This is a genomic window from Serratia proteamaculans, assembly GCF_949794035.1.
GTDB lineage: Bacteria > Pseudomonadota > Gammaproteobacteria > Enterobacterales > Enterobacteriaceae > Serratia > Serratia proteamaculans.
This window is the reverse complement of the sequence record NZ_OX461105.1, coordinates 1512845-1533497: the sequence shown is the minus strand read 5'-3', so window position 1 is coordinate 1533497 and position 20653 is coordinate 1512845. Positions and strand designations below refer to the sequence as shown.

General features: G+C 54.8%; 23 protein-coding genes. 8 read left to right on the top strand and 15 right to left on the bottom strand.

Translation table 11 applies throughout. The features are described 5' to 3' along the window. Window positions 1-76: 76 nt before the first annotated feature. Window positions 77-922 (top strand): 3-mercaptopyruvate sulfurtransferase, encoded by an 846-nt coding sequence (gene sseA, locus QOT07_RS07225; protein WP_207975867.1) that lies wholly within the window; start codon window positions 77-79, stop codon window positions 920-922. Here sseA and QOT07_RS07220 read toward each other — a convergent pair. Continuing rightward, window positions 919-1788 carry a LysR substrate-binding domain-containing protein gene (locus tag QOT07_RS07220; RefSeq protein WP_283602805.1) on the bottom strand — a complete coding sequence of 290 codons (870 nt, stop codon included), beginning with the start codon at window positions 1786-1788 and terminating at the stop codon, window positions 919-921. The genes sseA and QOT07_RS07220 overlap by 4 nt on opposite strands. 254 nt (window positions 1789-2042) lie before the next feature. Here QOT07_RS07220 and QOT07_RS07215 point away from each other — a divergent pair, with 254 nt between their 5' ends. Further along, entirely contained in the window at window positions 2043-3260 is a 1218-nt protein-coding gene (locus QOT07_RS07215) for an FAD-dependent oxidoreductase (protein WP_283602804.1), read from the top strand. Between the two features lie 44 nt (window positions 3261-3304). Here the strand turns inward: QOT07_RS07215 and QOT07_RS07210 are convergent, their stop codons facing one another. From QOT07_RS07210 to QOT07_RS07200, 3 genes are read right to left on the bottom strand one after another with little or no spacing between them, the layout of a single operon-like run. Further along, window positions 3305-3511 carry a hypothetical protein gene (locus QOT07_RS07210; RefSeq protein WP_198404453.1) on the bottom strand — a complete coding sequence of 69 codons (207 nt, stop codon included), beginning with the start codon at window positions 3509-3511 and terminating at the stop codon, window positions 3305-3307. A gap of 8 nt (window positions 3512-3519) precedes the next feature. Further along, a complete protein-coding gene (locus tag QOT07_RS07205; protein WP_232519100.1) occupies window positions 3520-3786 on the bottom strand; it encodes a hypothetical protein in 267 nt (88 codons plus the stop codon). Next, entirely contained in the window at window positions 3779-4555 is a 777-nt protein-coding gene (locus QOT07_RS07200; protein ID WP_283602803.1) for a hypothetical protein, read from the bottom strand. The genes QOT07_RS07205 and QOT07_RS07200 overlap by 8 nt, the downstream gene beginning before the upstream one ends. Before the next feature lie 131 nt (window positions 4556-4686). Between QOT07_RS07200 and QOT07_RS07195 the strand changes: the two genes are divergently transcribed. Beyond that, entirely contained in the window at window positions 4687-5199 is a 513-nt protein-coding gene (locus QOT07_RS07195; protein WP_207975873.1) for a GNAT family N-acetyltransferase, read from the top strand. A 4-nt stretch (window positions 5200-5203) separates the two neighbouring features. On the opposite strand, the gene acpA is transcribed toward QOT07_RS07195, so the two are convergent. Beyond that, entirely contained in the window at window positions 5204-5911 is a 708-nt protein-coding gene (gene acpA / locus QOT07_RS07190; RefSeq protein WP_283602802.1) for an acid phosphatase, read from the bottom strand. Between the two features lie 692 nt (window positions 5912-6603). Between acpA and QOT07_RS07185 the strand changes: the two genes are divergently transcribed. Genes QOT07_RS07185 through QOT07_RS07175 form a run of 3 tightly spaced genes read left to right on the top strand, consistent with a single transcriptional unit; the run spans window position 6604 to window position 8287 of the window. Continuing rightward, window positions 6604-7263 carry a dual OB domain-containing protein gene (locus QOT07_RS07185; protein WP_283602801.1) on the top strand — a complete coding sequence of 220 codons (660 nt, stop codon included), beginning with the start codon at window positions 6604-6606 and terminating at the stop codon, window positions 7261-7263. Then, window positions 7263-7700 (top strand): DUF488 domain-containing protein, encoded by a 438-nt coding sequence (locus QOT07_RS07180; protein ID WP_283604318.1) that lies wholly within the window; start codon window positions 7263-7265, stop codon window positions 7698-7700. Before QOT07_RS07185 ends, QOT07_RS07180 begins: the two co-directional genes overlap by 1 nt. After that, window positions 7697-8287 (top strand): DUF4326 domain-containing protein, encoded by a 591-nt coding sequence (locus QOT07_RS07175; protein WP_283602800.1) that lies wholly within the window; start codon window positions 7697-7699, stop codon window positions 8285-8287. The genes QOT07_RS07180 and QOT07_RS07175 overlap by 4 nt, the downstream gene beginning before the upstream one ends. A 109-nt stretch (window positions 8288-8396) precedes the next feature. On the opposite strand, the gene QOT07_RS07170 is transcribed toward QOT07_RS07175, so the two are convergent. The 3 genes from QOT07_RS07170 to QOT07_RS07160 form a co-directional block, all read right to left on the bottom strand. Next, on the bottom strand, window positions 8397-8663 hold the full coding sequence (locus QOT07_RS07170) for a hypothetical protein (protein ID WP_283602799.1): 267 nt from the start codon (window positions 8661-8663) through the stop codon (window positions 8397-8399). Between the two features lie 429 nt (window positions 8664-9092). Then, the gene (locus QOT07_RS07165; RefSeq protein WP_283602798.1) at window positions 9093-9344 is read right to left on the bottom strand and encodes a hypothetical protein; all 252 of its coding nucleotides are present in this window, start codon (window positions 9342-9344) and stop codon (window positions 9093-9095) included. A 170-nt stretch (window positions 9345-9514) separates the two neighbouring features. Beyond that, a complete protein-coding gene (locus tag QOT07_RS07160; RefSeq protein WP_099063996.1) occupies window positions 9515-10027 on the bottom strand; it encodes a DUF2165 family protein in 513 nt (170 codons plus the stop codon). 132 nt (window positions 10028-10159) lie between these two features. On the opposite strand from QOT07_RS07160, the gene QOT07_RS07155 reads away from it, so the two are divergent. Together QOT07_RS07155 and QOT07_RS07150 are read left to right on the top strand one after the other, a co-directional pair. Further along, a complete protein-coding gene (locus QOT07_RS07155; RefSeq protein ID WP_261089679.1) occupies window positions 10160-10423 on the top strand; it encodes a type II toxin-antitoxin system ParD family antitoxin in 264 nt (87 codons plus the stop codon). Further along, window positions 10408-10707 (top strand): type II toxin-antitoxin system RelE/ParE family toxin, encoded by a 300-nt coding sequence (locus QOT07_RS07150; protein WP_219015687.1) that lies wholly within the window; start codon window positions 10408-10410, stop codon window positions 10705-10707. The genes QOT07_RS07155 and QOT07_RS07150 overlap by 16 nt, the downstream gene beginning before the upstream one ends. A gap of 9 nt (window positions 10708-10716) precedes the next feature. Here QOT07_RS07150 and urtE read toward each other — a convergent pair whose 3' ends face one another. The 7 genes from urtE to uca form a co-directional block, all read right to left on the bottom strand. After that, the gene (urtE, locus tag QOT07_RS07145; RefSeq protein WP_219015686.1) at window positions 10717-11415 is read right to left on the bottom strand and encodes an urea ABC transporter ATP-binding subunit UrtE; all 699 of its coding nucleotides are present in this window, start codon (window positions 11413-11415) and stop codon (window positions 10717-10719) included. An 8-nt stretch (window positions 11416-11423) separates the two neighbouring features. Beyond that, window positions 11424-12230 (bottom strand): urea ABC transporter ATP-binding protein UrtD, encoded by an 807-nt coding sequence (gene urtD, locus QOT07_RS07140; protein WP_283602797.1) that lies wholly within the window; start codon window positions 12228-12230, stop codon window positions 11424-11426. Next, entirely contained in the window at window positions 12227-13303 is a 1077-nt protein-coding gene (urtC, locus tag QOT07_RS07135) for an urea ABC transporter permease subunit UrtC (RefSeq protein ID WP_283602796.1), read from the bottom strand. The genes urtD and urtC overlap by 4 nt, the downstream gene beginning before the upstream one ends. Beyond that, window positions 13303-14883 (bottom strand): urea ABC transporter permease subunit UrtB, encoded by a 1581-nt coding sequence (gene urtB, locus QOT07_RS07130; protein ID WP_283602795.1) that lies wholly within the window; start codon window positions 14881-14883, stop codon window positions 13303-13305. The genes urtC and urtB overlap by 1 nt, the downstream gene beginning before the upstream one ends. Window positions 14884-14946: 63 nt before the next feature. After that, window positions 14947-16215, bottom strand: a complete 1269-nt coding sequence (gene urtA, locus QOT07_RS07125) for an urea ABC transporter substrate-binding protein (RefSeq protein WP_099063988.1) — start codon at window positions 16213-16215, stop codon at window positions 14947-14949. Between the two features lie 53 nt (window positions 16216-16268). Then, entirely contained in the window at window positions 16269-16979 is a 711-nt protein-coding gene (locus QOT07_RS07120) for a GntR family transcriptional regulator (protein WP_219015683.1), read from the bottom strand. A 50-nt stretch (window positions 16980-17029) separates the two neighbouring features. Then, window positions 17030-20653, bottom strand: coding sequence for an urea carboxylase (gene uca / locus QOT07_RS07115; RefSeq protein WP_283602793.1), 3624 nt, complete (start codon window positions 20651-20653; stop codon window positions 17030-17032).

The window sequence follows — 20653 nt, the reverse complement described above, 5'->3', positions numbered from 1 at the left end:
TTCTGCGGATGGATCACATCGCCAAAGCGGCTGGTGTATAGTGAAAAACCGTTTTCACCACAGGCGAAAAATAACGATGAACTCTCCGTTTCTGGTTACTCCGCAATGGCTTGCACAACATATCAACGATGAAAACCTGGTCGTGGTTGATGTCAGGATGTCCCCGGTCGGCCTGGTGCCGAAGAAAGACATGCTCGCTGAATTTGAACGCGGCCATATCCCGGGCGCGGTGTATTTCGATATCGATGACGTCGCGGACAAAAACACCACGCTGCCGCATATGCTGCCGACGGCAGAGGAATTCAGCGTAGCGGTGGGTAAATTGGGCATCAGCGAGCAACAGACCATCGTGTTTTATGATGAGGGCAATCAGTTCTCGGCCCCGCGCGGTTGGTGGACCTTCCGTAATTTTGGTGCCCAGCAGGTTTATGTGCTGGACGAAGGCCTGAACGGCTGGACGGCACTGGGCCAACCGCTGGCGACCGGTGCTGCGCAGCGCACGCCGCAAACCTTCAACGCCCGATTTAATGCCGACGCGGTCGTCAATATGCAGCAGGTAGAACAGGCGCTGAACACTGAGGTGCAAATCCTGGACGCGCGCGCCGCACCGCGTTTTTACGCCGAAGCCCCAGAACCGCGCCCCGGTCTGCACCGCGGCCATATTCCCGGCAGCATCAATATTCCTTACGGCGAACTGCTGGAAAACGGCCGTTTCAAATCGCTGGAAGCGCTGAAGAAAACCTTCAGCGACAAGGGCGTGAATATCGACGGGCCGATCATCACCAGTTGTGGCTCCGGCGTGACGGCGGCAGTGCTGGCATTCGGCCTGCTGTCGCTGGCTGCGCCGCAGGTAAAGCTGTACGACGGCGCCTGGAGTGAATGGGGTGCACTGAGCGGCAAACAGCCGATCGAGCAGGACTAACCGTTGATCCGATCGGCGACGATCTGCGCCAAACGCTGGATCGCCGCTGACGGGTTTTCTTCGGCACGGTGCAGCACCACGCCTAGCTGATTTAGCGGCGGTAACACGTCAGGTGGCAAAAGGGACAGTCCCGACGGCAGCCCGGCGTCGGTGCGCACCGTCACCCCTAATCCGGCGCTGACCGCGGCCCACACGCCGTTCAGGCTGTGGCTGGTAAAGGCGATACGCCAGGGAATACCGGCACGATCCAGCGCCTTAATCGCCGCGCTGCGCATCAGGCATGGGGCATCAAACATCACCAGTGGCAGCGGTTCATCTCCCTGGCTCCATGGCGTCAGTTCAAAATGGGATGAGGCAATCCAGTGCATCTGCCGCTGACCCAATGTCTGATAAAACGGCGTGCTGATACCGCCGTCCCACGCCAGCGACAAATCCAGTTGCCCTTTCAACACCCACTCGAGCAGTTCGGTATTGCGGGCGATACGTGCTTCGATACGCACTCGCGGATGCGCTCGGGCAAAACTACCCAAGACCTGCGGTAAAAAGGTTTCCCCGAAGTCTTCCTGCAAACCCAGCCTGACAGTGCCGTGCAGATCCAGCCCGCGCACTGCGGTCGCGGCCTCATCATTCAACTCCAGCAAACGACGGGCATAGCCCAGCAGGGTTTCACCGGCCTCGGTCATCACCATGCCGCGCCCGGACTTACGCAGGATCGGGCTACCCACCTGCTGCTCCAGCTTTTTCAGATGCGCGCTGACCGCCGAGGTAGACCGTCCCAGCCGCTCCGCCGCTTTTGCGAAACTGCCTAGCTCAATGCCGGTCACGTAACTGCGCAAATCGTCGAGATCAAAGGTGACTCGCCCCATACCAACCATCCTGTTTTTAAGAACCATCAGTCAAAATAATGCCGATATGACTAACAAAGATGGCGTGTCATGCTCAGCCGGTCAATAACTTTCAGGAGCATCGCTCTGCTTGCCAAACAGCCGGCTTTAACACGTCGTCCCCCTTTGACCACACAGCGCCACGGGTTGACAGCTCGTCTTGATATTGATAATCATTATCAATATTGAGTTTTCAATCAGGATCGGCAGGATGCGGATCCCAGGGGCCAACCGCTATGTCGCAGTCACCGATCACACCTTACGCTACCACTTGCTGCATCGTGGGCGGCGGCCCCGCCGGATTAATGCTCGGCTATCTGCTGGCCCGGGCGGGGATAGACGTGATGGTGCTGGAAAAGCACGCCGACTTCCTGCGCGATTTTCGCGGCGATACCATTCACCCTTCCACCCTGGAAATCATGCATCAGCTTGGCCTGCTGGAGGAACTGCTGGCACTGCCACACCAGCGCGCAGAAACGCTGCATGCCGAGATCGCCGGGCGTGATATTACACTTGCCGACTTCACCCGCCTGCCGACGCGCTGCAAATTTATCGCCTTTATGCCGCAGTGGGAGTTTCTCAACTTTCTGGCAGAAAAAGCCACCGCCTTTCCTGCGTTCAGCTTGCTCAAATCGGCGCAGGCACACCAGTTGTTGTACGATCGCGGTCAGGTCTGCGGGGTGTTGGCGGATACGCCGGAAGGCCCGATCCGTGTCCGCTGCCAATTGGTGATCGGCACTGACGGACGTAACTCGGTGGTACGTGAACAGGCGGCACTCAGCAGCCGCTGTTTTGGCTCGCCGCGCGACGTATTGTGGATGAAGATCGATAAACGGCCCGGCGATCCGGCCTGGTCGATGGGTCACACCGGGCCAAAGCAAAACTTCATCATGATCGACCGGGGTGAATACTGGCAATGCGGTTATTCAGTCGACAAGGGCAGCTTCGAGGCGATCCAACAGGAGGGGCTGGAAAAATTTTTGCTGCATATCGCCGAGGTCGCCCCCTTCCAGGACCATCGCCTGCAGGAGATCCTCAGTTGGGATCAGGTGAAGTTATTGAGTATTCGCATCGATCGACTGGATCAGTGGGCCAAACCGGGCGTGCTGTGCATTGGCGACGCCGCACACGCCATGTCGCCGATTGGCGGTGTCGGCGTGAATCTGGCGATTCAGGATGCGGTTGCTACCGCCAACCTGATTATCCCTCCGCTACGCAGCCATGGTCTACAGCTCAAACACCTGTTGCGCGTGCAACGACGCCGCAATTTCCCCACCAAAGCCACTCAGTTTCTGCAAATTAAAATGAGCCAACGCAGGCCGAAAAAACGTCGTGGCCGCGGTGGATCCAGTCTGATGACCCGGGTCGGCAACAGCCGCTGGTTGCCACGTTTATTTGGCCGGATTATCGGGCTGGGGTTCCGGCGGGAAACGCCGAAGCATCTTGCTGATTGAGGGTTTGTTGCGGTCAGAAATGCGCAATGGGTACCCTCGAAAAATTAATCATCTTCCAGCAGAGTAATGCCCATTTCATCGGCCAGCTCAAACAGATGTAATAAAACGCTTTTATCTATTACTGATACCCTATTACCAGTAATAGATAACTCGTCTCCATTCAAACGGTCGCCAAACAGAATATAGGCATTGCCAGGATGTTGTTTTGACGGCCAAATCAGCCCATGAATATCTTGATGTTGCTCATGCATGAATAGCTTCAGCCCACTTGCGCGTTACCTCCAGGGCTGGCAGTAACAGTATTGCGACTTACTTTATATACCCAAAATAATTGGAGTTGCATCACGGCGGCAAGAGCATTCATCCCCAGGAGCTTACTCAAGTAAGTGACTGGGGTGAATGCTTGCAGCCAACACAGATGCAGCTTCAAGTATGAAGGGTATATACGATAAAGCGGCGTCCCTGCCCCGACAATTCGCTTATTAATATTGACCTTTCCTACCGGGGGAAATAAGTCATCAGCCATGCTGTGCCCCCGCCTTCTCTATAAGAGCAGCATGTAACACGGCAGCGGGTTCTTTCTTCATTACGTCTTTAGGCTTTTTACCGCCCAGCCAGCTATTGGCCGTCCCCATCCAGCTCGCAATTGACCAGGCGCTGGTGCCGTCACCAAAGACGGTCAATATGTCTTTGAGGATTTTTAGTGGCTGGTAAGCCTCATCCAGCGCGTAAGCCGGATAACGGTCGTGGCCTTCAACGTTGATCGCAAAAATCTTCCCACGTTGCTTCCAACCGTTTGGGCCTGCGCTGCGGTTGCGATTTTTAAAACCGGCCCTGTCGGAGAGTTCGGCTGATGTCAGCCAGTGGGCATCTTCCAGGAGGTACTGGCGAAGGTCCTGCTTCCTTGCTTCATTCCTGCCCTGAAACTCGGGAAAACCCGCAAAAATGCTGGCGGCAGGCATACCGTTGTCGCTATCGACATCCCCTCGTACTGCCGGTAGCTTCCCGGCTGTAGACTTGGTCACCATATCCCATGCAATCTCCAGCATTTGCATCGCCGCATTGGGATCCACTGCCGGGTCATTGATCATTTCGGTTAGTTTTTTTCTCAGGGCGCTATTACCGGCGTCATTGTTGCTATCCGATTTGGTTGTATGAGCATCGGGATCAATTTCAATCACCAAGAATCGCGCCGAATGCTTACTTGGCTTAAGATGTTGCAGCTGATCGGCAGTGAGCATTTGCATAACAGTACGATGTCCCTGACGACGATGGATTTGCTGTTTGGCTGTCATACGCCCTCCGGCAGACAGATATTGAGTATATTGAGTATATCTCGTATACCCTTGATTGTCTAAATCTTCACCAGCGCGGCGATTCCCTTTCAGGTTGCCCGCCGTTTCTCGTTTCTCACCAAGAGGTTCATATGTTCAGTATCCGCCAGGCTTTGAGCGGTGATTTAGCGCAGGTTCGTGACGTAGGTATTCGCACCTATCAGGCCCATTTTGGCGAACTTTGGCACCATAAAGCGGAACTCGATGCTTTTCTGGCGCAAGACTTTGCCGTTGAGGCACTGGAAAAAACGCTGCAGGATACGGAAGTTTGCTGGCTATTGGGATACGAAGACGACAATCTGGTGGGTTATGCGCGGCTGAATTTCAACAGCCTGCTGGCACCGACCCAAACAACCGGGGCCGAATTGCAGAAAATCTATTTCCTGCCGGAATATGCCGGCCGGGGTTACGGCCAGCACTTTTTTGAACAGGTGCAGCTTCGGGCGATCGAACGTAAGCAGCAAAGGCTGTGGCTGGAAGTGTTACAGCGCAATACCAGCGCCCAGCGCTTTTACCAACGCCAGGGGCTGAGTATTTGCGGTGAGACCTGTTACACCAGCGCCCAGGGTTCCATCGGTATCTGGTATATGTCCAAGCCGCTGTAACCCCTTATCCCGGAAACTCCAGCGCGCCAGTCAGATCGCCCAGCGGTTTCTGGCTGCGCGCCGCCATTGCCTTATCCCGTTCCGTTAGCCCGTCCAGCGGCGGCAGATCAAACACCCGGCTGATTAATCGCAAAATTGACCCGGTGTCATACACCTCATGGTCAACGTAGCCTTTACGGGCGAATGGCGAAATCACCAACGCCGGGATACGTGAGCCTGGGCCCCAACGATCGCCCTGCGGAGGGGCCACATGATCCCACCAGCCGCCGTTCTCATCGAAGGTAATCACTACCACGCTATTTTCCCACTGCGGGCCGTTGCGCAGGCTGTTGATGATATGGGCGATATGGCGGTCGCCGGCCTCCACATCGGAATACCCGGCGTGCATATTAAGGTTGCCCTGCGGCTTGTAGAACGCCACCGGTGGTAAAGTTCCCGCCTCCACCGCGGCCAAAAATTTATTGCTGCCGGTTGAATCGCCAATGCCGCCGTCACGTAAATGCGCCTCGCGTGCCTGTGGATTGCCCGGCCCCAGATTTTCGAAATAGTTGAACGGCTGATGGTGATACTGAAAGTCTGGCGCACCGGGGAAATCGCCCTGATCCTTGCGGTTGTCCAGCGCGTATTGCCAACCCCCGGCGTACCATGCCCAGTCGATCCCCTTTTGACTGAGTAAATCGCCGATGTGCGGGTGCTTCTGCGGCGGCATCACTTTCGAAGTTGATAATGATGAAGTTGATAATGAAACTTATGGCCATAAATCGATTTTTTCAGAAATTCCAGATGACCCAATGGGTGAAGTTAAGGCAATTTGGTTAGAGTTATCAAAAATCAATACTCCATGGCGTGGCCCTGACTTCAATGGTTTCAGAGGGATGAGGCTCGAAGTTCCGTTTGAGATAACATCTAGTCTTGAAATCACGTACAAAGATCAACGTAAAAAAAAGTCGGAGGATAGAGCTATCGGTGTCCGAACAACGGTCGTGAACGATCTCGAATATGAATATCTACCTTTCTTCATATACAACGTTTGGTCAAAGAAATAGAAAGAAGTTAACCATGGTGATTATTACGAATATTATTATAAACTCATAAAAAAAAGGGACCTTCGGGTACTTTCTCATTATACGCCAAGGATTTATAAAATAATTTATCTGTTATGACAGGAAATCTTGAGTTGAAAAACTCAAGAAATTAGACAGAAGATAGGTTCTCTTGAGGGGAGGCTACAGAAGATTGACCAAGAGATTAAAAATCATCACTCGATGAAACATAGAGAAAACACGATTATTGTAAAAGAGTGCTGGAACTAGGCAAGATGTCATCTGCCCGAAATAACACATCTTGATTTAGGATCATTCCGATGGTAACGTGAATTTTTTGCGATTATAGGAGTGTTGGATCATGGTAGAGAAAACCTTTGTATGCCTAAGTAAATCACTAAAAAACAACGACTATTGTGTGGCTGGGAAGGTAATCAATGCTGATGGTAGCATCGGTGAATGGATTAGACCTCTTAACAAGTTTGGCAGTATTAATGATGAGGATTGTATCTACCAAGACCAATCATATGCCTCATCTCTTGATATTATTACTGCAACATTTACCCATGCTGTTCCTGAAAAATTTCAAACTGAAAACTATCGTATAGATAGTGAAGAGTATTGGGAAAAAATAGACGAATATCCCTACAGCAACGACGATCTTAGTGAACTATGCGATCAACCATCGACATTATGGCCTAATAACTATCAGTCAGGTGGTGGAACTAATGATCAGGTTTCCCCAGATGAAATAAAAGGAATCACTGACAGCCTTTACTTTATTTATGTCAATGACATCACAATTTACACTTCAAAATGGGATGAAAAAATTAAAGTTAGAGGTGAGTTTATTTACAACAATATTCTTTATAATCTGAAAATAACAGACATTGTCTGGATTAATTTCTTTAAAGATAAAGAGTTAGGAACATATAATTATGAGGGAAAATTTGTTACCGTTAGCCTAGCATTAGATACTTTTGGCGGGTTCCATTACAAATTGATCGCGGAGATGATGTGATGAAAATTTACTCCATCGGATTCACAGAAAAAAGTGCTGAGAGGTTCTTTTCATTAATAAAATCTCAACCCATTAAAACTTTGGTCGATGTACGCTTAAATAATATTTCACAGCTCGCAGGATTTGCCAAAAAGAAAGATCTACAATATTTCCTTCACGAACTTTGTGGCGTAAATTACGTTCACGTTCCAGACTTAGCACCAACAAAAGAAATGTTAGATCCTTATAAAAAAGGAAATGTCTCATGGGAAATTTACGAAGACAACTTCTTAAGTCTTATGGCAAAAAGAAATATTGAGCGAATAGACAAGAATCTTATTTCTGATGGATGTTTACTTTGCAGTGAACACAAACCTCATCACTGTCACCGCCGTCTTGTGATAGAATACCTAAACAAGCATTGGGATACTGATTTTGAGGTTAAACATCTGATATGAAAAAGGTATTGATAATATATCATCCGAACTTTGCATCTAGAGGAAAATTTGAGAGGAAATTATCCCGGATTTTCTCTGAGTCTAATGATTATCAAGTTATCTATATTGACGATCACCATAACCTTATTAAGGGATTTTTCCAATCAGAATTATTAATAAAATCAGATTCGGAAGTAATTGATGATCCTCTATCAGTAGGTTTGACACATGCAGTGATTTTCGATTCGGCAACTAAACCTTTTTTCACTGTTATTTCTGAAGAGCTTTCAGAAAAAATACCTGTACGTTATATAAAAGATAAAATCACTTTTGTTTCCAATAAAGACAGAGGCGAGCACTTTGACATTTATTGCGGTCGCGGAACGCTATGGGGTAATCCCTATGCAATCGGTGCTGATGGTGATAGAGATGAAGTGATTAGAAAGTTTAAATATGATTTTGATCGTAATTACTTAAAAGGAGGAGACGACTTTAAGGAAAAGTTAAAGCTAAATAGAGGTAAAACCCTAGGTTGTCACTGTAAGCCTTATGCATGTCACGGCGATATTCTCGCAGAGTTTTTAAATGAATTAGATGATGGTGAATAAACTGAACTTAATTCATAACAGACAATACTATCAAAGGACTATGTTATTAATGATGTTAATCTTTAGGGGGCTAACATACTATAATTTAGACACCTTCTCTATTAGAGCTCTATTCCGATACTATCTCATAATCCCATTTGTAGCTACTGTACAAATGAGGTTTGTCATCGGAATCCTTCGGATTCTTAACAACAACCGCTAATCTAATCTTTGTTCCAACTGGAAGCTCTCTGATAGCCTTTGAACATTCGATATACATGTCAGTCGGATAAACCTCCCCTTGAATAGGATGAAGCCTTCCTCTTTTCTTAGCTGGATCTGGAAAAACCTCAGCTATTATATAGCAGTACTCCCCAGGACTTCTACGGCCAACCATCTTATTTCCTTAACATTTTTAATGCTCCATCTCAGAGATCCTACGATCATAACAGTGTTCATTATTCTGTTCAACGCCGTATAGAAAAAGTATCAGTTTAAATTTTAACAAATAAAGGGACCCAAAGGTCCACTCTTGATATGCGTCGAACAAACCAGTCTCAAAAACAGAAATTATGCGTTTAGCGTGATTTTGGGTCTACCTATACCACTTGCTTTGAGCTAAGTTGAAAGCACATATTAATAAGTGCCATCTGCCTTATAGGATCGAGACTTTCGTAAACAGGTTTCAAAACTGAATTAGCTTTGTGACCTACTCTCAAGATTGACGCCCTGATTACAGGGCAAGACAACTCAAGCTAATGCTAACGTGTCTTTCTGCTCATCAACATATCGACTTACTTGATGGTTTTTTTTATTATCAATTAGATCAAACTTGACCATTTGGAAATAATACCACCACATTTTTCACATGACGCCGCAGCAGTGGGTTTTGTGCGCCGGTCGGCAAAGTGTTCAGTACCACTTTCTTGTTGCCGTCAGCCGCGGCCCTGGCCAACGGCACAATCGAGGCACCGACCCCCAACACCGTCGCACCTGCCAGAAAACGCCGACGCGTCGGATTGCTCGGCTGCTGCTGTTGCGCCGACGCCGGCAGATCCTTATCGGATTTATCGCTCATATTTATCCCTCGTAAAATTTTTAACCTATTGATTTGTTATAAATTTATTTAAGATTCATTATGCTATGGCACAACTATGAACGAAATGTGACAAGACCTGGCAGGTTAGCATTTGGCAACACTTTCGCGAACATCGCCGCAGTTTTATCAAAATCCTGCGACTTCACGGCTTAGCGAGCGTCACGTTGCAGCATCAGAAACAGCAAGGCCAGCGTATTGGGCACCATGTACAGCATCGCCCCCAGTTGCACCGCTAGCGGGTTTTCCTTGGCCTGCCAGGCCATAAACCAGTCGCCTGCGACCACCATAAAACCGAGCCCCCACACCGCAATCGCGCAGAGTGCGCCCAGCATGGCCCAGGCTTTCCCCCTGGCAAAGGCCGCGTAAGGTTGGCGCAGATGTTTCAGCATCAGCATCACACCCAGTGCCGCGGTGATACCGGCCACAGACTCCAGCACAGTGATCATCGCCAACCCGACCCGCCCGGCCCATTCCACGCTGACGGCGCGCCACATTAAGCCGGGAACCTGATAGGTATCCTGCATGGCAAGCAGCGGCGCCACGGCATGTTGGGCGGTACCAGCAAAATCGGCGGTATTGTTCAGCAGACTGAAGATCCCCCAAAGAGCCGGGAACAGTGACAGGACGATGCAGCCCAGACGCGACATAGTGATTTCGTTCATAATTATCCCTAATTTATGATGATGTAAAAACCAGAGTTCCTTGTATTGTTGCCATTTTAGACTCCCCAGTTTTAACGTGCATAATGTAAGAACTAATCTTACAATGATTAAGAGAATAGCGGAGGGGAAAACATGGGCAGAACATTAACAGTGGATCTGGGTGAAGAACTGCGTAACTTTGTTGAAGGTCTGGTAGCCAGCGGCGACTACCGAACCCCCAGCGAAGTTATTCGTGAATCGGTGCGCACCCTGCGTGAGCGCACCGCCGCCTCAAAACTGGAAGAGCTACGCCGTTTGATCGCCGAGGGGGAGAACAGCGGAGACGCTGTGGAATGGGATCGTGATGTGTTCATGGAAAGAATACGGAGCAAAGCTAAAGGATGCGCAGAAAAATAACGATCAGGCCAAAAGCATTGGCTGATATGGAAGATATCTATTTGTATGGTTTGGCGCGGCACGGATTAACTGCTGCCGAAGACTATCTAAACCATATTCACGATACATTCGATAATTTAAGTCATCATCAAATTGGCAGGCGCATTGAATCAATAACCGATGATCTCTGCGCTCTGCCGGTAGGAAAGCATATTATCTACTTCCGAGACGACGCTCGGCAGGTGAGAATTATCAGGATATTGCATCACTCCCGGGATCCCTTCCGCCAACAATTTATCGGGTAGCATCACCTCTTATATCGCCACCAGCCCGCGCACGCCGTCTTGCTCCATCGCGCTGCCTGCACCGCGCTGGACAATGCTGCCACGCGACATCACAAGATAACGGTCCGCCAGCTCGGCGGCGAAATCATAAAACTGCTCCACCAGCAGGATCGCCATATCCCCTCTTTCCGCCAACTGTTTGATCACCGTGCCGATCTCTTTGATCACCGAAGGCTGGATCCCTTCCGTCGGCTCATCGAGGATCAACAACTGCGGTCGGCAGGCCAGCGCCCGCCCTATCGCCAACTGTTGTTGCTGGCCACCGGAGAGATCGCCGCCACGCCGATCTTTCATCTGCAACAGCACCGGGAACAGTTCATAGATATGATCCGGTACCTTGCGGGCCTGACTGCCAGAAAAGCGCGCCAACCCCATGAGCAAGTTTTCCTCCACCGTCAGGCGACCAAAGATCTCACGCCCCTGCGGCACATAGGCGACGCCTGCCTGTACCCGCTGGTGCGGTTTTCTGCCGTTGAGGCTTTCGCCCTGCCAACTGATGCTGCCGCTCTTGGCCGGGATCAGCCCCATCAGGCACTTCAACAGCGTGGTTTTCCCCACGCCGTTGCGCCCCAGCAGGCAGGTCACTTCGCCGATATGGGCTTCAAACGACAGGCCGCGCAAAATATGGCTGCCGCCGTAATATTGATTCAGTTCGTTCACTTGCAACATAGCTGCTCCTAGCGCCCCAAATACACTTCGCTCACCTGCTCGTCGGCCTGCACCTGCGCCAATGAACCCTCCGCCAGCACCTGCCCCTGATGCAGCACCGTGACGTGATCGGCAATGGTTTCAACAAACCCCATATCGTGCTCCACCACCATCAGCGAATGCTTGCCCGCCAGCGAGCGGAACAGTTCGGCGGTGTACTCGGTTTCAGCATCGGTCATGCCAGCCGCCGGTTCATCGAGCAACAGCAGGTGCGGTTCCTGTACCAGCAGCATACCGATCTCGAGAAACTGTTTTTGCCCGTGAGACAGCAACCCGGCGGGACGATGCCGTTCATGGCCGAGCCGCAGGGTTTTCAGCATGTCATCGATGCGATCGCGTTGTTCGCTGCTCAGTTTGGCGCGCAGGCAGGCCCATACCGACTTCTGGGTTTTCTGGGCGATCTCCAGGTTTTCGAACACCGTCAGCGCCTCAAATACCGTGGGCTTTTGGAACTTGCGACCAATGCCTGCCTGGGCGATCTGCATCGGATCCAGCGCGGTCAGATCAACGGTTTGATCGTAAAACACCCTGCCGCTGTCCGGTCGGGTCTTGCCGGTGATCACATCCATCAGCGTGGTTTTCCCCGCGCCGTTGGGCCCGATCACACAGCGCAATTCCCCCACGCCAATCTGCAACGACAGATCGCTCAGCGCACGGAAACCGTCGAAGCTGACATTGATCTTGTCGAGCAGCAGTACCGGATCGGTTTGCTGACGGTATTTATCGGCCGGCAGCGGCTGGGTGAACAACTCTTCGGTCATTTGCAGCGAATTCATTGTGATTTCCCTCTGCGCAGCAGGCCAATGACCCCTTTCGGCAGGAACAGCGTGACGATGATAAACATCAGACCGAGGAAGAACTGCCAGTATTCCGGAATGGCCATGGTGAACCAGCTCTTGGCACCGTTGACGATACCGGCCCCCAGCAACGGCCCCACCAGCGTGCCGCGCCCGCCGAGCGCAACCCAGATGGCGGCTTCGATCGAGTTGGTCGGCGACATTTCGCCCGGGTTGATAATCCCCACCTGCGGTACATACAGCGCCCCGGCCAGCCCACACAGCACCGCCGACAGCGTCCAGACAAACAGTTTGAAGCCTTTCGGATCGTAACCGCAGAACGTCAGGCGGTTTTCCGCATCGCGTACCGCCGTCAACACCCGACCGAACTTGCTGCGTGCCAGAGCAAAGCCGATCGCCAGACTGGCGGCCAGCAGCAGCACCGTGGTCAGGAACAGCGCCACCCGCGTACCGGTCGCGGTGATCGGGAAGCCCAGTAGCGTCGTGAAACCGGTAAAGCCATTGTTGCCACCAAAGCCGGTTTCGTTACGGAAGAACAGCAGCATACCGGCGTAGGTCAACGCCTGGGTCATGATGGAGAAATACACCCCTTTGATTTTTGAGCGAAAAGCGAAGTAACCGAAGATAAAGGCCAGCCCCCCGGGCACCAGCACGATCAGGCACAGCGCCCAGGCGAAATACTGGGTACCGCTCCAGAACCACGGCAACTCGTTCCACGACAGGAAGGCCATAAATCCCGGCAGGCCATCACCCGCCGCCTGGCGCATCAGGTACATGCCCATGGCATAGCCACCGAGGGCAAAAAACAGCCCGTGCCCCAACGACAGCAGCCCGGCATAGCCCCACACCAGGTCGAGCGCCACCGCCACCACCGCATAACACAAAATTTTACCCACCAGCGTCAGGGTATAAGTGGAAATCGCCAGCGGATGGTCTGCCGGCAACAGCGCCAGAAACGGCATAATCAACAGCGCCAGCAACGCCAGTCCGCCGATGCCCAGCGCCAGTCGGGGTGCCTTTTGCACGCCGGTGACAGTCAATGGTTGGCTCATCAGTCGATCACCCTGCCCTTGAAGGCGAACAGTCCCTGAGGACGTTTTTGGATAAACAGCACGATCAGCGCCAGGATCAGGATCTTGCCCAATACAGCACCAATCTGCGGTTCAAGAATTTTGTTGAGGATACCGAGGCCAAAAGCCGCCACCACGGTACCGGCCAGTTGGCCGACGCCGCCGAGTACCACCACCAGGAACGAGTCGATGATATAGCCCTGGCCCAGTTCCGGCCCGACGTTACCCAGTTGTGACAGCGCCACTCCACCCAGCCCGGCAATGCCGGAGCCCAGACCGAACGCCAGCATATCGACACGGCCGGTGGGCACACCACAGCAGGCGGCCATCGCACGGTTCTGCGTCACGGCACGCACGTTCATGCCGAGGCGGGTTTTATTCAGCAACAGCCAGGTGAGTGCCAGCACCAACACCACAAACAGGATCACCGCGATACGGTTCCACGGCAGCACCAGATTCGGCAGTAACTGAATGCCGCCCGACAACCAGGCCGGGTTGGCGACCTCGACGTTTTGCGCGCCGAACAACACCCGAACGCCCTGGATCAGCACCAGGCTGATCCCCCAGGTCGCCAGCAGGGTTTCCAGTGGCCGACCATACAGATGACGGATCACCGTGCGCTCCAGTGCCATGCCAATGCAGGCGGTGATGGTGAACGCCACCGGCAACGCCACCAGCGGATACAGCGCCAGCCACTGCGGCGCAAACTGCTGAAACACCCCCTGCACCAGATAAGCCGAATAGGCACCGAGCATCAGCATTTCGCCGTGCGCCATGTTGATCACCCCCAGCAGGCCGTAAGTGATCGCCAGCCCAAGCGCCGCCAACAGCAGGATCGAGCCAAGCGACAGGCCGGTAAACGCCTGGCCAATCAGGTCGCCGATCATCAGCCGGTGTTTCACGCTGGTCAGGCTTTTCAGCGCTTCGGCACGCACGGCGGCGTCCGGTTCATGGCTGGCATCGGTCAATGCCTGCAGCCGGGTTTGGGTTTCCGGCGCGCCCGAACTGCCAAGCAGTTGCACCGCATTGAGGCGCACTTTGGCATCAGCGTCGGTCAGTTGCAGATTGGCCAGCGCAATGCTCAGCGCGTCATGCACCCGGCTGTCTTTTTCCTGCGCCAGACGTTGGGTCAACAGCGGTAACTGACTGTTTTGCGCCTCTTGCTGCAGAGCCTGCGCCGCCTGTAAACGCAGCGCCGGATCTTCGCTGACTAGCCGGTGTGCCGACAGCGCGTTGGCGATCAGGATCCGCAGCCGGTTATTCAGCCACAGCTTCTTCGGCGTACCGACCGGGGCAGCGCTACCCTCCAGCGGCTGATAGCGATCGCCCTGCTGGATAAAGGCATGTTTGGCCTCGTCGATCACCACGTTTTCCTGCTTTAACGCCTGCAGTAATGGCAAACACGCAGCATCCGGCGCGGTCGCCCACGCCTGCAATAATTTGGCCTGCTGCGTACGGTTGGCCGCAGCAAAGTCATCGGCCGGCCCCGCCTGCGCGAATATGGGCAGGCAGCACAGCAATAACCACAGATGCCTGAGATGGCTTAAAGATAAAAGTTTCATCAGATGCCTCGTCGCAATAGGGCATGGCTCAGTCAGCCCCCCGCCGTAACGGGGGGCCGGGCATTACTTACCGCCTTTGACCGGGCTTTCCGACTTTTTGTCGTTGCCGGCAATGTACGGGCTCCACGGCTGAGCGCGTACCGGGGCATCGGTCTGCCACACCACATTGAACTGGCCGTTGCCTTCAATTTCACCGATCATCACCGGTTTGTGCAGGTGGTGGTTGGTGGCGTCCATGGTCAGGGTAAAGCCCGAGGGTGCGGCGAAGGTCTGCCCGGCCATCGCGGCGCGCACCTTATCCACGTCCGTGGTACCGGCCTTCTCAACCGCCTGCGCCCACATATGGATGCCGACATAGGTGGCTTCCATCGGATCGTTGGTCACGGCAGTGGCATAGTTCGGCAGGTTATGCGCCTTGGCATAGGCTCGCCATTCGCTGACAAACTGCTTGTTGGTCGGGTTGTCTACCGATTCGAAGTAGTTCCAGGCCGCCAGGTTGCCCACCAGCGGTTTGGTGTCGATGCCGCGCAGCTCTTCTTCCCCCACCGAGAAGGCGATCACCGGTACATCGGTGGCTTTGATGCCCTGATTGGCCAGCTCTTTGTAGAACGGCACGTTGGAGTCACCGTTGATGGTGGAGATCACCGCCGTTTTGCCGCCGGCGGAGAATTTCTTGATGTTGGCGACGATGGTCTGGTAGTCGCTGTAGCCAAACGGCGTATAGACCTCTTCGATATCTTTATCCTGAATACCTTTCGAATGCAGGAAGGCGCGCAGGATCTTGTTGGTAGTGCGCGGATACACGTAGTCGGTGCCCAGCAGGAAGAAGCGTTTCGCCGAGCCGCCGTCTTCGCTCAGCAGGTATTCCACCGCCGGGATCGCCTGCTGGTTAGGGGCGGCGCCGGTGTAGAACACGTTAGGTGACATTTCTTCCCCTTCGTACTGCACCGGGTAGAACAGCAGGCCGTTCAGCTCTTCAAACACTGGCAGCACGGATTTACGCGACACCGAAGTCCAGCAGCCAAACACCGCCGCCACTTTATCCTGGCTCAGCAACTGACGCGCCTTTTCGGCGAACAGCGGCCAGTTGGAGGCGGGATCCACCACCACCGCCTCGAGTTTTTTACCCAATACGCCACCCTTGGCGTTAATGTCATCAATGGTCATCAGCGCCACATCCTTGAGCGGCGTTTCAGAAATGGCCATGGTGCCGGACAGCGAACTCAGGATGCCGACCTTGATGGTATCGGCCGCCTGCACGCCCCAAGCCATCCCCATGCCAATCATGGTGGCGGACAGCGCAAAAGCTTTTATAAAGTGACGACGTTGCATAATTCAAACTCCTGATGTGTGTTAGAAAACCAACCTTCTTTTTTAAGAAAAACTCACGTAGGACTGTCTGGTAGCTGGAGGCGTGCTTGATGCAACATATGCAGGGTTATTTTTCTGACCTCAGCCTTACTGACGGCAATATGGTTGCTGAGCAGCGTTTGCGCCTCCTCGGTTTGCTGTTGCAAGATCGCCCGCAAAATCGCGGCGTGTTCGTTATAGGTCGCCGCCACCCGGCTGCCCTGAGTGAAGTCCAACCGACGAATGATGCGGATCTTCTCGGTCAGATCACGATGGATACGCGCCATTTCGCCATTGCCCGCAGCCTCCACCAGCGCCATGTGAAACTGCTCGTCATGCAGCGAAACGGTCTTGCCGTCCTCCAGCCGCGGCTCGTCGATCCAGAAACTGCTGAGCGTCTCCAGTTGCAACGGCATTTCGCCCGCCAGCCGTGCACACAGGCGTTTTACCGCCTCACACTCCAGCACGATGCGCAGGTCATACAGTTCCTCGAAGTAAGCAAAATCGAACGGCCGCACCTGCCAACCACTGCGAAAATGCACTTCGACATAGCCTTCGCGCTCCAGCCAGAACAACGCCTGACGCACCGGCGTACGGCTAACGTCCATGCGCAGCGCGACTTCGTTTTCGCTAAAGCGATCGCCCGGCAGCAGCTGAAAATCAAAAATGTCGTCCTTGAGCTGCAGATAGATACGTTCCGCCAGCCCCTCCGGCCGCGCCTTGCTGCGGTTATTGGTGATTTGCATCGCATTCCTCTCTGCGGGCGCAGCCTGCCGCGCCCGACGATTAAAGACGGTTAACTGGCGTGCTCCAGCCACAACAGGGCGTCGCCCGGCCCGACAGGCCGCCCCTGCTGACAACTGATGCGCTTAATGATCCCGGCGCGCGGTGCGGTGACCGCCAGTTCCATTTTCATCGCCTCGACCACGATCAGCGGCTGACCGGCTTCTACCTGCTGTCCCGGCTCCACCAGGATCTTCCACACGCTGCCGTTCAGGTCGGCGCTGACCAGATAACCGTCCACGTCTTCCTCATCAATCTGCGGCGGCAACAGCTGGGCCTCGGCTTCGCCCTCTTCTTCCTGCCAGCGCGTCACCTCGTGGTTGAACGCCTGCTGCTGACGCTGCTGGAAGGCGCTGATATCTTCGGCGTTGTCCACCAGGAAACGGCTGTATTCGGCAAAATCAAACTCGCTGTCCTCAATGCGGATCTGCGCGCGCCCTTCACGGAACGCCTCGCGCTGTTCATCCAGTTCCTGCTCGCTGACCGGGTAGAAACGCACCTGATCAAAGAAGTGCAGCAGCCAGGGCTCACCGGCGGTGAACTGCGGGTTTTTGAGGAATTTGTTCCAGATTGGCAGCGTGCGCCCGACCAGTTGGTAACCACCCGGCGAATCCATGCCATAAATGCACATGTACATGCCGCCGATACCGACCGTGCCTTCGGCGGTATGGGTACGTGCCGGGTTGTATTTGGAACTGAGCAAGCGGTGACGCGGGTCAATCGGCACCGCGCAGGGTGCGCCGAGATAAACATCACCCAGCCCGAGGATCAGGTAACTGGCATCAAAGATGATGTCGCGCACCTGCTCACGGGTGCTGAGGCCGTTGATGCGCTGGATAAAATCGACGTTGTTCGGCAGCCAGGGGGCGGACGAACGGACCGTCTGCTGATAGCGTTCTACCGCTCCCAGGGTGGCGGAGTCTTCAAACGCCATCGGCAGATACACCGTGCGCGTCGGCACCTTCAGTTGGCTGACATCCCCCAGCGCCTGCTCGCGCGCCAGCAAACGCGTCAGTAAATCGGCCTGACCGAGCACGCGGCTGTCGTAGCGGATCTGCAGCGATCGCACGCCGGGCGCTAACTCCTCAACGCCGGGAATGACGTCCTGCCTGAGCGACTGCATCAGCAGATGAATGCGTAACCGCAGTGCCAGATCGAGTACGTTGTCGCCGTACTCCAGCAAAATGTAGCCGTCCCCTGCCTGGCGATAGACCACTGCAGGGCGGCTGTCGGTGGCCGGTAACGCCGCCAGAATGCTGGCCGACCCGGTGGCTCCCGGAGTCAGATCCGGTGCGGCCAGGGTAATCGCCTTTACCGCCGCCAAGGCTTCGATGCTGCCGAGCTGCGCTTGCTCCAGCGACTGCGCCTGTTTGAAGCCAATCGGGTGGAAGCGGATGCGATCCCCCGGCTTCACCTGACCGACCTTCCACAATTCGGCCCTGGCGATGGTCACCGGGCAGACAAAGCCACCCAGGCTCGGCCCGTCACGGGTGAGGATCACCGGGAAATCGCCGGTGAAGTTAATCGCACCGATGGCATATTCGCAGTCATGTACGTTGGACGGATGCAGCCCCGCCTCACCGCCGTCCTGCCGTGCCCACTCGGGTTTTGGCCCGGACAGGCGTACGCCCAGCCGGTTGGAGTTGTAATGCACCTGCCATTCGGCAGCGAAGAAAGTCTCGATCGACTCCGGGGTAAAGAAATCCGGCGCGCCGTGCGGCCCGTACAGCACGCCGATGTTCCACAGGTTGCCGTACTCGGGGATCAGGCTGTCATCCATTGCCTGCGGCGCGGCGATCGGCGCAGGAGTCGTGGTGGCGGCCAACGTCGGTTGGGACACCGCCAGCATGTCCGCGACCCGCAGGGTGCGTCCGGCGTGACCGCCAAACTGCCCCAGTGCGAAGGTCGAGCGGCTGCCCAGATACACCGGCACGTCGAAACCGTTACGTACCGCCAGATAGGTGCGGCATCCGTGCTGAGCGCGGCCCATCGTCAGCACCTGCCCGGCCCGAACCGCAACCGGCTGCCAGTAATCCAGCGCTTCGCCGTCCAGATCCGCCGGGCAGTCCGCCCCGGTCAGGGCAATGGTGGCATCGCAGTGGAAACGTAAGGTCGGCCCCTGCAGGGTAAACTCCAGTCCGGCGGCGCTGGGGTGGTTACCGACAATGCGGTTGGCCAGCCGGAAAGCAAAGTCGTCCATCGGCCCGGACGGCGGTACGCCGATATCCCAATAACCGAGACGGCCCGGGTAATCCTGCACGCTGCTGTAGGTCCCCGGTTGCAATACTTCGATGCTGCTGGGCTGGAAACGGAAACTGTCCAGCATGCGGGTCCACACGCTGCCGGTCTGGAATTCGGCGGTGGCAATCACCTGCCGCAGGTAATCCAGATTGGTGGCAATGCCGTGCAGCCGGGTAGCGTCCAGCGCCACGCGCATTTTCTCCAGCGCCTGCTGGCGATCCTCGCCGTGGACAATCAGCTTGGCGATCATCGGGTCGTAAAATGCCGACACTTCACTGCCGGTAGCGACCCAACCGTCAACCCGCACGGACTCCGGGAAATGCACCTCGGTCAATACGCCCGGGCTGGGCTGGAAGTTCTTCAGCGGATCTTCCGCATAAATGCGCACTTCAATCGACGCACCCTGCGGCGGACGTTGCAGTGCCGCCCAGTCCAGCGCATCCCCCGCCGCCACCTGCAACATGCATTCGATCAGATCCAGCCCGGTGACCATCTCGGTGACCGGATGCTCCACCTGCAGGCGAGTGTTCACCTCGAGGAAATAAAATTCATCGCGTGCACCGTCGTAGATAAACTCCACGGTACCGGCGCTGCGATAATTAACCGACGCCCCCAGCGCCACCGCCGCCTGATGCAGCGCCTGACGAGTGGCCGCAGGCAGGTTGGGTGCCGGGGTCTCCTCCACCACTTTTTGGTTGCGACGTTGCAATGAGCAGTCACGCTCGCCGAGCGCGACCACCCAGCCCTGACCGTCGCCAAAGATCTGCACTTCGACATGGCGCGCCTGATCGACAAAGCGCTCGATAAAGGCCCCAGAGTCGCGGAAAAACTGCTCACCCAGCCGTTTCACGCTGTCGTAGGCTTCACGCAGTGCGGCTTCGTCATCGCAGCGCGTCAGGCCGATACCGCCACCGCCAGCGGTGCTTTTCAACATCACCGGGTAGCCAATCTGGCTGGCGGCGTTGACCGCCTGCTCAACGCTGTCCAGCAGGCCGGTGCCCGGCGTCATCGGCACCTGCGCCACCGCCGCCAACTCACGCGCCCGGTGTTTCAGGCCGAACTCGCGGATTTGCGCCGCCGTTGGGCCGATAAAGGCAATGCCCGCCGCTTCACAGGCGTCGGCAAACTCAGCGCTCTCGGAGAGGAAGCCGTAACCGGGGTAGATCGCCTGCGCGCCGGTTTCTGCCGCCGCCGCCAGGATCTTGTCGATACACAGGTAGCTGTCGCCGGGTTTTTCACCGCCGAGCGCCACCGCCAGATCGGCTTCGGTGACGTGTGGAGCATTGCGATCGGCATCGGAATAGACCGCCACGCTGGTCACGCCCAGACGTTTCAGAGTGCGGATGGCGCGACAGGCGATTTCGCCACGGTTGGCAATCAGTACGGTAGAAAACAT

Bases quoted from the DNA above. Each gene is read 5' to 3' on its own strand.
- sseA (WP_207975867.1), top strand. From the start codon at position 77: ATGAACTCTCCGTTTCTGGTTACTCCGCAATGGCTTGCACAACATATC.
- QOT07_RS07220 (WP_283602805.1), bottom strand. From the start codon at position 1,788: ATGGGGCGAGTCACCTTTGATCTCGACGATTTGCGCAGTTACGTGACC.
- QOT07_RS07215 (WP_283602804.1), top strand. From the start codon at position 2,043: ATGTCGCAGTCACCGATCACACCTTACGCTACCACTTGCTGCATCGTG.
- QOT07_RS07210 (WP_198404453.1), bottom strand. From the start codon at position 3,511: ATGCATGAGCAACATCAAGATATTCATGGGCTGATTTGGCCGTCAAAA.
- QOT07_RS07205 (WP_232519100.1), bottom strand. From the start codon at position 3,786: ATGGCTGATGACTTATTTCCCCCGGTAGGAAAGGTCAATATTAATAAG.
- QOT07_RS07200 (WP_283602803.1), bottom strand. From the start codon at position 4,555: ATGACAGCCAAACAGCAAATCCATCGTCGTCAGGGACATCGTACTGTT.
- QOT07_RS07195 (WP_207975873.1), top strand. From the start codon at position 4,687: ATGTTCAGTATCCGCCAGGCTTTGAGCGGTGATTTAGCGCAGGTTCGT.
- QOT07_RS07185 (WP_283602801.1), top strand. From the start codon at position 6,604: ATGGTAGAGAAAACCTTTGTATGCCTAAGTAAATCACTAAAAAACAAC.
- QOT07_RS07180 (WP_283604318.1), top strand. From the start codon at position 7,263: ATGAAAATTTACTCCATCGGATTCACAGAAAAAAGTGCTGAGAGGTTC.
- QOT07_RS07175 (WP_283602800.1), top strand. From the start codon at position 7,697: ATGAAAAAGGTATTGATAATATATCATCCGAACTTTGCATCTAGAGGA.
- QOT07_RS07170 (WP_283602799.1), bottom strand. From the start codon at position 8,663: ATGGTTGGCCGTAGAAGTCCTGGGGAGTACTGCTATATAATAGCTGAG.
- QOT07_RS07165 (WP_283602798.1), bottom strand. From the start codon at position 9,344: ATGAGCGATAAATCCGATAAGGATCTGCCGGCGTCGGCGCAACAGCAG.
- QOT07_RS07160 (WP_099063996.1), bottom strand. From the start codon at position 10,027: ATGAACGAAATCACTATGTCGCGTCTGGGCTGCATCGTCCTGTCACTG.
- QOT07_RS07155 (WP_261089679.1), top strand. From the start codon at position 10,160: ATGGGCAGAACATTAACAGTGGATCTGGGTGAAGAACTGCGTAACTTT.
- QOT07_RS07150 (WP_219015687.1), top strand. From the start codon at position 10,408: ATGCGCAGAAAAATAACGATCAGGCCAAAAGCATTGGCTGATATGGAA.
- urtE (WP_219015686.1), bottom strand. From the start codon at position 11,415: ATGTTGCAAGTGAACGAACTGAATCAATATTACGGCGGCAGCCATATT.
- urtD (WP_283602797.1), bottom strand. From the start codon at position 12,230: ATGAATTCGCTGCAAATGACCGAAGAGTTGTTCACCCAGCCGCTGCCG.
- urtC (WP_283602796.1), bottom strand. From the start codon at position 13,303: ATGAGCCAACCATTGACTGTCACCGGCGTGCAAAAGGCACCCCGACTG.
- urtB (WP_283602795.1), bottom strand. From the start codon at position 14,883: ATGAAACTTTTATCTTTAAGCCATCTCAGGCATCTGTGGTTATTGCTG.
- urtA (WP_099063988.1), bottom strand. From the start codon at position 16,215: ATGCAACGTCGTCACTTTATAAAAGCTTTTGCGCTGTCCGCCACCATG.
- QOT07_RS07120 (WP_219015683.1), bottom strand. From the start codon at position 16,979: ATGCAAATCACCAATAACCGCAGCAAGGCGCGGCCGGAGGGGCTGGCG.
- uca (WP_283602793.1), bottom strand. From the start codon at position 20,653: ATGTTTTCTACCGTACTGATTGCCAACCGTGGCGAAATCGCCTGTCGC.